This is a genomic window from Methylomonas paludis, from assembly GCF_018734325.1.
Taxonomy (GTDB): Bacteria; Pseudomonadota; Gammaproteobacteria; order Methylococcales; family Methylomonadaceae; genus Methylomonas; species Methylomonas paludis.
Genome location: NZ_CP073754.1, coordinates 3,257,664 through 3,269,514 on the forward strand (window position 1 = coordinate 3,257,664; position 11,851 = coordinate 3,269,514).

11 protein-coding genes are annotated in these 11,851 nt (G+C 48.0%); 4 read left to right on the forward strand and 7 right to left on the reverse strand.

Annotated features, from left to right (window positions below; translation table 11 throughout):
• From KEF85_RS14860 to cysN, 3 genes are all read left to right on the forward strand, one after another.
• Entirely contained in the window at window positions 1-1,083 is a 1,083-nt protein-coding gene (locus KEF85_RS14860; protein WP_215581916.1) for an ATP-binding protein, read from the forward strand.
• Window positions 1,080-1,589: a hypothetical protein gene (locus KEF85_RS14865; RefSeq protein WP_215581918.1), complete on the forward strand. Its 510-nt coding sequence runs from the start codon at window positions 1,080-1,082 to the stop codon at window positions 1,587-1,589. Before KEF85_RS14860 ends, KEF85_RS14865 begins: the two co-directional genes overlap by 4 nt.
• Window positions 1,590-1,828: 239 nt before the next feature.
• Window positions 1,829-3,454: a sulfate adenylyltransferase subunit CysN gene (gene cysN / locus KEF85_RS14870; protein ID WP_215581920.1), complete on the forward strand. Its 1,626-nt coding sequence runs from the start codon at window positions 1,829-1,831 to the stop codon at window positions 3,452-3,454.
• A 113-nt stretch (window positions 3,455-3,567) separates the two neighbouring features.
• Here cysN and KEF85_RS14875 read toward each other — a convergent pair whose 3' ends face one another.
• On the reverse strand, window positions 3,568-4,221 hold the full coding sequence (locus KEF85_RS14875) for a response regulator transcription factor (protein WP_215581922.1): 654 nt from the start codon (window positions 4,219-4,221) through the stop codon (window positions 3,568-3,570).
• Entirely contained in the window at window positions 4,218-5,573 is a 1,356-nt protein-coding gene (locus KEF85_RS14880) for a sensor histidine kinase (protein WP_215581924.1), read from the reverse strand. The genes KEF85_RS14875 and KEF85_RS14880 overlap by 4 nt, the downstream gene beginning before the upstream one ends.
• A 205-nt stretch (window positions 5,574-5,778) precedes the next feature.
• Here KEF85_RS14880 and KEF85_RS14885 point away from each other — a divergent pair, with 205 nt between their 5' ends.
• Window positions 5,779-6,273, forward strand: coding sequence for a DUF2380 domain-containing protein (locus KEF85_RS14885; protein ID WP_215581926.1), 495 nt, complete (start codon window positions 5,779-5,781; stop codon window positions 6,271-6,273).
• Between the two features lie 115 nt (window positions 6,274-6,388).
• Here KEF85_RS14885 and KEF85_RS14890 read toward each other — a convergent pair whose 3' ends face one another.
• The 5 genes from KEF85_RS14890 to KEF85_RS14910 all read right to left on the reverse strand — a co-directional run bounded on the left by KEF85_RS14890 (window position 6,389) and on the right by KEF85_RS14910 (window position 11,842).
• Window positions 6,389-7,687, reverse strand: coding sequence for an NAD(P)/FAD-dependent oxidoreductase (locus KEF85_RS14890; protein WP_215581928.1), 1,299 nt, complete (start codon window positions 7,685-7,687; stop codon window positions 6,389-6,391).
• A 3-nt stretch (window positions 7,688-7,690) separates the two neighbouring features.
• Window positions 7,691-7,972: a c-type cytochrome gene (locus tag KEF85_RS14895; protein ID WP_215581930.1), complete on the reverse strand. Its 282-nt coding sequence runs from the start codon at window positions 7,970-7,972 to the stop codon at window positions 7,691-7,693.
• 68 nt (window positions 7,973-8,040) lie between these two features.
• The gene (rlmB, locus tag KEF85_RS14900; RefSeq protein ID WP_215585188.1) at window positions 8,041-8,799 is read right to left on the reverse strand and encodes a 23S rRNA (guanosine(2251)-2'-O)-methyltransferase RlmB; all 759 of its coding nucleotides are present in this window, start codon (window positions 8,797-8,799) and stop codon (window positions 8,041-8,043) included.
• Entirely contained in the window at window positions 8,793-11,120 is a 2,328-nt protein-coding gene (gene rnr, locus KEF85_RS14905) for a ribonuclease R (RefSeq protein ID WP_215581931.1), read from the reverse strand. The genes rlmB and rnr overlap by 7 nt, the downstream gene beginning before the upstream one ends.
• 263 nt (window positions 11,121-11,383) lie before the next feature.
• Complete coding sequence (locus KEF85_RS14910) at window positions 11,384-11,842, reverse strand: hypothetical protein (protein ID WP_246534971.1); 459 nt, start codon at window positions 11,840-11,842, stop codon at window positions 11,384-11,386.
• Between the last annotated feature and the right edge of the window lie 9 nt (window positions 11,843-11,851).

The following is an 11,851-nucleotide window of genomic DNA, read 5'->3' on the forward strand; positions in this document are numbered from 1 at the left end:
ATGATTAATGATGTTCAGCTAAAAAACTTTGGACCAATAGCCGACCTGGATTGGCAAAGCTTAGGCAAAATCAATCTGGTGATTGGTAGTAATGGCTGCGGCAAGACATTTTTGCTGAAGGCGATGTATAGCGCTGTACGGGCACTTGAAGAATATAAGCGAGGCGATGAAGACAGGGAGCTTACAGAAATACTAAGAGCGAAACTTTATTGGACGTTTCAACCAGTAAAAGGCAACGACCTTATCTCAAAGTCTGAAGCTAAAACCTTGGACTTTAGTTTGCGATTGGATCTAAAAAAAATCAATTACATAACCCAAAAAATAGCCGACAATAAAGCTATTACAATATTGAACAATGAAGTTGATCCCATAACCTACAATTCCATTTTTTTGCCTGCTAAAGAAATTTTATCGGTACACGATATCATTTTAAAATCTAGAGAATTGGATAAGGTTTTTGGATTCGACGATACTTATTACGATTTAGCTAAAGCCATACGTTTCCCGGCTGTTCAACCTTTTGAATTGGGTAAAAAAGACGCTGGATTAGGCAAAGGCGCATTCTTTTCTTCACATGTAAAAGGCCAGTTTTCAAGCGATTTTCTGGACGCCCGTAACCAATTAGCAAGCATGATAGGTGGCGTTATAGAAATGGATAGCGAAACCAACCGCTGGTTTTTTAAACAAGGTCAACGACGATTTGCTATCGGTACAACTGCGGAAGGCATAAAAAAAATTGCCATACTTGATACGTTGTTGGGCAACGGCTATCTTTCTGAAAACTCTATCGTGTTTATCGACGAACCGGAAGCCAATCTACACCCCACGGCCATTGCCAAACTACTAGATATTATTGCCGTTTTAGCCTTGCACGGCATTCAATTTTTTTTAGCCAGTCATTCGTATTTTGTGATTAAAAAGCTATTTTTAATTGCTCAAGAACAAAAGATGTCTATTCCAGTGCTATCCAAGGAAGGCGATAGCTGGCAGCAATCGGATTTATTGACAGGAATGCCTGACAATTCCATCATTGATGAATCTATAAGGCTTTATAAAGAAGAAGTCGAATTAGCATTCAAATGATAAGCCAACCAAAAAATGAATTTGAAAGAATGTTCGGCCCTTATGAGCCTGGACATTGCTTTGATCTTGAAAACTGCGATGTTGTAAAAAACGCCCAAGGTATAAAAATTGCCGAGTTTTTATACCTTAACATTAAAGATAATCATATAAATATTGCTATTATTGAAGCAAAAACCAGTATTCCTCCATATGACGAAATTGATGCCATTAAGCAAAAATTTAGGAATAGTCTAGCTTTATTTGCGGCTTATTATTTAAAAAGACATAACAATAGCTCCACACAATTACCTCAAAAATTTCATTCAGTTGATTTTGCCAGCATACAATTCAAATTGGTTTTAGCTGTGCAGAGGCCTGATCAAAAGCTGATGCCTGGATTTAGGGATTTATTTAAAAAGGAGCTCAAGCCAATTGTAAAAATCTGGAATATTACAGACTTAGCTTTGCAAGTTATGGATACTGAAGATCTTAGGAAGCACGGTTTAATCAATACTCAATCTGAATAAATATAGAAAATGTTAGCTTGGCCTCGAATGATGCGCAGTACATCGTTTAGCACCACAACTACTTATTTTTCAAAGGATACTTAGCGCTGAGTAGTTACAAACTTTAAATAATAACCATTACACAAGTTACCGACTTTAATTGATGGGCTTGTTTTATAAAAAATTTTCGCCCAATTGTGACCAGTGTTGTTGCATGGCATTTAGGAAAACTCACTTTTTAACCGATTTCAGAGAACATTATGTCCCACCAATCCGATTTAATCAGCTCCGATATTAATGCCTATCTGGCGCAACACGAACGTAAAGAGTTGCTGCGATTTTTAACCTGCGGCAATGTTGATGACGGCAAAAGTACCCTGATTGGGCGCTTGCTGCACGATTCCAAGATGATTTACGAAGATCAGCTGGCCGCGGTACAGGCCGATAGCGTGAAATCCGGCACGACTGGGGCAGGCAAGATTGATTTGGCTTTGCTGGTGGATGGTTTGCAGGCGGAACGCGAGCAAGGGATTACCATAGATGTGGCTTACCGGTATTTTTCCACATCTACCCGCAAATTCATTATTGCCGACACGCCGGGGCATGAACAATATACCCGTAATATGGCGACCGGCGCTTCTACCTGTGATTTGGCGGTGATTTTGATCGATGCCCGCTATGGGGTGCAAACTCAGACTAAACGCCATAGTTTTATCGCATCATTATTGGGCCTCAAGCACATTATTGTGGCGATTAATAAAATGGATTTGGTAAGTTATGCTGAATCAACTTTTGAGGCGATTAAAGCGGATTATCTGGATTTTATCCGTACCCTGGATTTGCAGGATATTCATTTTATTCCGATGTCGGCGCTGGACGGCGACAATGTGGTGAACGCCAGTGAGAATATGTCCTGGTATACCGGCAAGCCGATGATGGAATTGCTGAACACGATTGAAATTGCCAGCGATCATAATTTTGCCGATGCGCGGTTTCCGGTGCAGTATGTCAATCGCCCCAATCTGGATTTTCGCGGCTTCTGTGGTACGGTGGCTTCCGGGGTATTCAAGAAAGGCGATGTGATTACTGCCCTGCCCTCCGGCAAAACCAGCCAGATCAAATCGATTGTGACTTTTGACGGCGATCTGGAACAGGCGTTTGCGGCAATGGCGGTTACGCTGACGCTGACCGATGAAATTGATATCAGCCGGGGTGATGTGATTATCGGCCAGCAGCAAGTTGCGCCGACGATAGCCGACAAATTTAAAGCCACGATAGTCTGGATGACGGAACAGGCCATGACACCGGGTCGTCAGTATATTATCAAGCTGGCTACCCGCAGCGTGTCAGGCTCGGTTTCCTTTATCCATCATCGGATAGATGTAAATACCCTGGAACACCATGACGCAAATGAGCTGAAGCTGAACGAGATTGGCAACTGCACGGTAGCGGTAAATGCACCCGTGGTGTTTGATCCGTATAAACGTAATAAAACCAGCGGTGCTTTTATTATTATTGACCGGCTGACCAATGTGACAGTAGGCGCAGGCATGATTACCGGCGCAGCCAGCGCTGAGGACTGGACAGTGGTTAGCGCACAAGACCGCGCCACCCGGTTTGGCCAAACCGCCGGCAGCATTGCTTTAAGCGGCAGCAACGCCAAACAAACGGCTTATCAGCTGGAACGTAAGCTGTTTGATACCGGCCATGCCGCCACAGTGCTGGAACAGGGCGATGCAGTGATAGTGGCGGCTATTAAACATGCCGGGTTGTTGTGTCTGAGTGTGGATGCGCAAAGCAGCGGCTTTGATGTGAGTTTTGATAGTGATGTCTACAGTGTTGATGAGATTTATGCGGCTTTGAAACAGCGTGGTTTGATTCATTAAATGCCTGTTAGTGCACCAATCAGGTATACCCGAATAGAATGCATGATTTGTTGAGGAAGTGCACAAATTGCTAACGATGCACTTCCTCCATCAAAACAAGATAGATCAATTCCTCAATCCAGCAAATTGACCACTTCCAGCTTTAGCGCCAGTCTGGTCAATTCTATATCGCTGCTGACACCGAGTTTTTTCTTGATCAGGTAGTGGCTGTTACAGACCGTTTTAGTGCTGATGTTGAGCATTTGAGCAATGGCTTCATTACTGTTGCCGATTACCAGCAAACGCAGAATTTCAAATTCCCGACTGGTGAGACTGTCCAGTGCCATACCAGCTCCACCCAGTTTTTCCATAGCCAACGCCTGAGCAATGTCGGTCGACAAAATATGCCGACCGGCATTAACGCTGCGAATGGCATCCAACAACACTTCCGGCGGGCTGCTTTTGCTGATGTAGCCCAAAGCGCCAGCCCGGCAGGCCTGCATGGCAAAAGCCGGATTTTGGTGCATACTGAACACCAGAATCTTGGCATCGCTCTGGCGTTGCCTGATACGGCTGATCAGTTCCAACCCGCTTTGCTCTGGTAAAGATAAATCGGTAACCACTACATCCGGGCTGTATTCCTTATACAGGCGATAGCCTTCATTACCATTGGCGGCTTCCGCCACTACCTGCAAATCCTGCTGTTTAGCAAACAAGGCACGATAACCGGCCCGGACTATGGCGTGATCATCAACGAATAAAATACGGATGATGCCGAATTGAGTCATATATCTGCCTTGCCAGAATTTAACGGCAAACTAATTTGAATAATCAAACCATGCGGCTGTGCCACGGCCAAACTGAACTGACCGCTTAAGGCCGAGACTCTTTCACGCATGCCCAGCACCCCCAAGCCTGAACCGCCAGGCAGCGGTAAAACACCAAGGATACCGTTATCAGCAATGCGTAAGCAAACATTTACACTATTGATTGCCAAATCAATCTCAACATTGCCGGCACCTGCATGTTTGGCGATATTGGTTATACCCTCCTGAATTAAGCGGTACAGACTGAGGCTGAGTGCAGCACTCAATTGCCGACAATCACCGCTGATTTGCAAGTGGTAAAGCGTGTCTGGATTGATGCGATGCCAGACAGCCAACATACTGTGTAAGGCGGTGGCCAAACCCAGTTCTTCCAGTTCGGCTGGCCGCAAACGCTGTAACAGGTTTTTCAGACTATCATGCAGAGTCTGGGTGTAGCTGCCAATTTGTTGTGCTTCTGCCTGTAAGGCTGGACAGGTTTGCCCGGCACTGTGGGAAATCGAGGCGGCCAGGGCTTGAATGCCGGTTAGGTATTGGCCAAATTCGTCGTGCAGTTCACGCGCCAGATAATGCCGTTCTTCTTCCTGGGAATTGATGAGCTTACTCAGCAATTGCTGGCGCTCGTTAAGTAATTGCTGCTGGGTAGCGGCTAATTGATTGATGGCCGTGGCGGTTTGCGCCCATTCCTGCAGGCTGAACTCGGGAATCCGGTGAGCCAGATCGCCGTGGCGGATGCGTTCCAGGCCGTTGACTATTTGTTGGGCCGGACGCAATGCCCGGCTAATTAACCAGTACAGCAGCACAGACACGGTGAGTATGGTCACTAGGCTTAAACCCAGCAAGTTGCTGACGGCATCCCAGGCCTGGGCAATAGCCAATTCAGGGTCGGTGCTGATTGTTAATGTGCCGGCATTTTTGCCGTTAAAACGGATATTGCGCTGCAAGATCAGGCCGGGATGAAAAAATCGCCGGCATCCTTGATCAAACCAATCTGGTGGATTGGTGGTCTGCACCGGTATGCCGGAGCAGAGGCTACGTTCTACGCCAAAGGCATCGGGCAAATAATGCAAACAGATGCCCTGAGTGTGTGAGGTTTGTTTCCATAAATCAAAATCAGGAAACTGCTTATCTGCCTGGTAACCGGTATTGATACGTAATAACTGAAACTCCAACTGCTTAACCAGTGCATCACTGCTGACTTGGGCATTTTGGCTGATTTGTTGCTGATGACGCAGCAATACCCAGCCGCTGGTTGCCAGTAAACAAATTAATGCGGCAACGGTGATGCGCGATAACAGATGGACTTGTAGATTCATGGCCGGCCTGAGTGTTGGGTGTAACCATTGTAAAAACCCATACCTTAACTGCATAGCCCCTTTTGCATAGCCAGGCAAATTGCCCGTGTCCATCGGGCAATTATCGGCTTACCGAGGGCTCCGCAAAGATTAAGCTACTGTAAACAGCAATCCGACTGAACTACCGGATTGGCCTGTCTGGGTTATTTGAACAGGAGATGTGGCTATGAAGATTTTTTTACTAATGTTATGCACTTATCTGTTACCGGTTTATGCAGATGCCAAACCGCGTATTGCGGTGCTGGATTTTGAATTGAATGATATTACATCCTTACCCAATACGCCTGCCGAACGACAACGTACTGCCGGTTTTGCACCCTTGTTGATTAGTACTTTAAATGCCGGCTCGCATTTCACGGCGCTGAGTGTGGCTGCTGCCAGTCAACAGCAGGCCAATGCCGGTTTTGGCTATTTGTTCCGCTATCCTGAGCAAGCCGCGCCATTAGGCCAGATGAATCAGGCTGACTGGGTTATCGTGGCCCAACACAGTAAACCGAGTTTTCTGTACAGCGAACTTTGGGTGTATCTGGTTGAAGTAAAAACCGGCAAGACTCTGACCAGTTATCATATTGAATTGAAGGGCAATCACGACAAGGTTTCCCAGCGGGCGATTACAGCATTGGCGGCAAAAATTGAGACTACCCTGGCCGGCGGCGGTTGAGCAAAGGGGAGTTTTGGTGGCCGGCGAAGCCAGCCACCATGACTAACCCCGTAGTAAAGCTATCACCCAAAGTACGGTTAAATCGGTTTTCAGTGGTACATGCGCTATTTGCAGATCAGGCAAAACTATCAGCCACCAAACTGCGATAGACGCTTTTGGCATAATTGGCTTCCAGTTGCGGCTGGTTGCTGATGCCATTAAGGGCACTAACACCGCCAGCACTCGGCACAGCGGCAATTTTGCGCTCTGTTGACAGTTGGTAAACACCAGCCACAGAGATTCCGTGTTCTGGCGTGACCAGACTATAGCAGGTGTTCAGCCATTGGGCTTCCGGCAACGGCTGCTGGTTAAGCAGACTGACTACCGCCAAGGCACACACTTTGGCTTCTGAATTTGCCGCAAATGCGGATTTGGGAATGGGTGCGTAATTGGCCGCATCGCCAATGATGTGGATATTGTCCTGAAATGTCGATAGTCCGCTTTGCGGCGCTACCGGACACCAGCCGCCGGCATCGGTAAGCTCGGTCTGGCGTGCAATCAGGCCGGCCTGTTGCGGCGGGATGATGTTAAGCACCTGAGCCTGAAATTTATCGCCAAAATAGGTCTCCAGGGTAGCGGTTTTGGCATCCAGCCCGATAATGGGGTTATCAGTGAGGGCGTGCCATTCGATCAGGCTATTAGCGCTGCCGTAACCAAAATACTTAGCCCAACCGGCTTCAAACAGTTTTTGTTTGGAAAAACTGGTTTTGGCATCCAGGATGATGAGCTTGGCACGTGGGTTATGCTGTTTTAACCAACACGCTATCATGCTGGCCCGTTCGTACGGTCCGGGTGGGCAACGATAAGGGTCGGCAGGAACGGTGATGACCACCAGCCCACCGGCAGGCATGGCCTGCAGTTGTTGTTGCAATAACCGGGTTTGCCGGCCGGCCTGCCAGGCATGTGGAAATTTATCGGCTAATTCCTGGTTATAACCGGGCAACCTATCCCAATGAAAATCGATACCAGGGGCCATGATCAACCGGTCGTAAGTGATGCTTTGCTGATCGGCCAACAGCACCCGGCGGCGCGTGGTGTCGACGCTGGTTACACTACTGCTGACGACTTGCACACCATATTGGCTGGTGAGCGCCTGATAATCGACGCTTAAGTCCTGCAGTCCCACCATACCGGCAAACAGCCAGTTACTGGCTGGACAAGTGATGTATTTGGCTTTGGGTTCGATCAAAATGACTTTGATGCTGTTATCCAGCAAGCGGATGTATTTGGCTACGGTTGCGCCGCCAAATCCGCCGCCGATCACTACCACCTGTGCCGGGGCAGCAGTTTTGCTAAGCCCACTGCAGGCACTCAGGCTGATCAAGCCGGAAGCAGCAGCCCATTTTAAAAATTGGCGGCGGGATTGCGAAATCATGGTTTAGTGCCGACCAAGGTATTCTGCTACTGCGTTTAATTGGGCATCACTATAGCCCTTGGCGATGCGAGGCATCAAGGTGGCCGGAATGCGGTCGTATTTAAAATCCAGTAATTTGCTGCTAAGTTGGGCGGCTGTCAAGCTAGGCAGACTGCTCAGCACCGGTTCGGTCGCGGCACTGTTATGGCAATTGCGACAGTTGTTGGCTATACCGGCGCTGCTAAGTTCCGCCTGACTGAACCGGCTCAGGCTGCTGACGATACAGAATAGGATTAGGCGTTTCATGTGGCTAAGCTGAGTATTTTAGGTTATCGCACATGATGCATTGATCGCTAATGCATGTTAGACCAGATTCAAACTACCGGCTTAGCCGCGAGTTGTTTTTGACGGAAGGTTTCGTATAACAGAATGCCGGCGGCTACCGATACATTTAAGCTTTCCACCTGGCCTACCATCGGAATTTTGACCAGAAAATCGCAGTGCTGGCGGGTTAAATGCCGCATACCGGTGCCTTCTGTACCCATGACAATAGCTATCGGCATATCAAGTTTTAATTGGTACAGGGTTTGCTCGGCTTCGCCGGCGGCGCCGATGATCCAGATATTCTGTTCTTTTAGCCAGCGCAAAACTCTGGCCAGATTAGTCACTTGATAAACAGGTACAGTTTCTGCGGCGCCGCTGGCGACTTTGCAGACCGTGGGAGTGATGCTGGCGGAATTATCCTTGGTGATAATGACACCGTGTGCGCCAACGGCATCGGCGGTGCGCAGGCAGGCACCAAGATTATGCGGATCTTGCACCTGATCCAACACCAGATAGAAGGGCGTGGCGGTGAGAGCGGCGACGTCTTGTTTTAACTGGTCTTCACTGCGCATGGCCGGCAGTTCAACGCTGATGACTATACCCTGATGGTTTTTGCCGTCAGCCAGACGATCCAGTTTTTTGCGGTCGGCTTTTTCGGGTTTGAGTCCTAACGCGGCCAGTTCGTCCAGCACTTGTTTTAAGCGGGCATCCAGACGATTTTCGTCTACCAGTACCCGTTGAATTTTTTGTGGGGAATACTCCAACGCTGCCTGAACAGCGTGGATACCGAAAAGCTGTGTGGTCATGATGAGCGGCGTTTCTTGGCTTTGGCTTTGTTGGGTTTTTCTGCAGTAGCGGCTTTTTTGGCCGGTGGTCTGGAACCCGGATTTTTATTGGGTTTTTTCTCGGCTTGTCCGGTTTTAGCCGGCTTTTTGCCAACAGTGAGCAATTCGAAATCAATTTTCTTGTCGTCGAGATTGACCCGTACTACTTTTACCCGCACTGCATCGCCCAGGCGATAACGAACACCGGTACGTTCACCGTATAAGTGATGGCTGGTGGCATCAAAATTGAAATAATCACCTTGCAAGGAGGCAATATGAACCAGACCTTCCACATAGATGGCCTGTAATTCCACAAAGAAACCAAATCCGGTAACTGCTGAGATAATGCCTGGAAATTCCTGGCCGATCTTGTCCAGCATGTATTCGCATTTCAGCCAATTGACCACATCGCGGGTGGCCTCATCGGCACGGCGCTCATGCATGGAACAATGCTCACCCAGTTGCTGCATGGCGGCATAGTCGTAGCTAAAGCTGGCGGGGGATTTGCCGGCCAGGGTATGGCGAATAGCGCGATGCACCAGCAAATCCGGATAACGACGGATAGGCGAGGTGAAATGAGCATAGGCATCCAGCGCCAGACCAAAATGGCCTTTGTCTTCCGGGCTGTAAACGGCCTGGGACATGGAGCGGAGTAATACGGTTTGAATGAGATGAGCATCTTTGCGGGTTTTTACTGAATCCAGCAGATGCATATAATCCAGTGGCCGGGGATTGACGCCACCGCCCAGGTGCAAACCTAATTCGGAAAGAAAGGTTTTTAAGCTTAATAGTTTTTCGCTGCCTGGGCCGTCATGGATGCGCAACAGGTGCGGCATTTTCTTTTTCTTGAGAAAATGTGCGGCGGCGGTATTGGCGGTGATCATGAACTCTTCGATGAGTTTATGCGCGTCATTACGGACTACCGGGACAATTTCTTCAATTTTACGGTTTGCCCCGAAAACAATGCGGGTTTCCTGGGTATCAAAATCCATTGCGCCGCGTAATTCGCGCTGACGACGCATCAGTTTGTACAAGCTGTACAGACTTTCCAGATGCGGCAATAACCGGGCGTGCTTTTTGATCAATGGTTGATCGCCATCTACCAGCATTTTGGCAACTTCGGTATAGGTAAGCCGGGCGTGGGAACGCATGACGGCCTCATAAAAGCGGGACCTGGACACCTGACCGCCGGCGTCGATTAATATTTCGCAGACCATACATAAACGATCTACCGCTGGATTCAGCGAACATAGACCATTGGACAAGATTTCCGGCAGCATCGGAATAACTTTTTCCGGAAAATACACGGAGGTGCTGCGATTTTTGGCTTCAGCATCCAAAGCGGTACCGATATGAACATAGTGAGATACGTCGGCTATGGCAACCAGCAGTTTCCAGCCTTTTTCGGTTTTTTTGGCATAGACCGCATCATCAAAATCGCGGGCATCTTCACCGTCTATGGTTACCAGTGGCAAAGCGCGAATATCAACGCGATTTTCTTTGGCAGCTTCCGGGACTTCGGGGGTCAAACTTTGGGTTTCTACCAGTAGCGCATCGGGCCAGGTATTAGGTAATTCGTAAGAGCGGATGGCCATTTCAATTTCCATACCGGGAGCCATATGCGACCCCAGTACTTCAACAACCCGACCAATAGGCTGACAATGGGCAGTGGGCTGCTGGATAATCTCCGCCACCACAATTTGACCATTTTTGGCGCCGCCGGTATCTTCTTTGGCTATCAGAACTTCGTGATTGATTTTTTTGTTATCGGGCATGACTAAAGCCACCCGTCCTTCAACAAAAAACCGGCCGACTACCTGATGGGTGTTACGCTCTAAAATCTCCACCACACTAGCTTCGCGGCGACCGCGCCGATCCAAACCAGAAACTCTGACACTGATTTTGTCGTAGTGCATCAGTGGCTTCATTTCTTTGGGAGAGAGAAATAAGTCGTCGGAACCGTCTTCCGGCTTTAAAAAACCAAAGCCTTCCGGATGACCAAGTACTCGGCCAACAATGATGTTTTGACCATCACCCAGGCAATATTTTTGTTTGCTGTTAAACAGCAGTTGGCCATCGCGTTCCATGGCTCTTAAGCGCCGGCGCAGGGCTTCCAGTTCGTCGGCTGATTCCAGGGCAAAGCGTTCGGCTATTTGTTGACGTCTGAGGGGTTTGCCACTTTGCTGGATAAGCTGCAAGATCAATTCGCGGCTGGGGATGGGGTTTTGATATTTTTCGGCTTCGCGTTGCGCAAAGGGATCTTCTACAGTTTTGAAGTCAATGTCCTGACTTTGATTTGATGTCATGGCATTTTTTTAGATAGTGGCGGCCGACTTCGGCAGACGTTAGATAAAGTCATCACTCAGTTTGGTTTTTCCATTTTATAAATATAGCCAATATACCACTATCTTTTGACTTATTGGACTGAATAATCAAAACCAGGCATTTATATGTTTTCCCAGCTTAAATTCCAGCACAATCGCCGCTATCTGCCTGAGACTAAAGCTGATGTTGAGGGAACATCGCCCAACACCAGAGTCAGCCGATTAATTCTGATTTTGCCAACTACCTAACGGGGCGAGATAGTCAATGCGCCCAAGGTAACGCCAATATCTATACCCCTGCCCTTGCCGGATAAGGCTAGAGAGATTTCACCTCTGGTCAGCACTTGAGCATCAACAGATTTGGTTGCTCCGGCATGACCTTCAAGAGACACGAAGGTGCCGTAAATTTCATTTAAACTAGTCACGGAGGAAAACACCCCGGTGCCTTCGATTTCCGATTTACCGATGGTGAAACCTATGCTCTTGGATGCCAAATTAACCTGGGCTCGCTGGCCGTTACTGCAACTAATATTACCAATGCCGTCGTATTGTTTGTAAACCAGCGAAAATCCACTCAATTTATAGGTCATTGTGCATGAGGTAGTGCTTTCAGCTAACGCCGGACGACTGCCGACCAGGCAAATACCAATAACACTGAGCATTGCAAAAATTTTAGAAAACTTGTTGTGCATTTTTGTCTCCATGATCCTGGG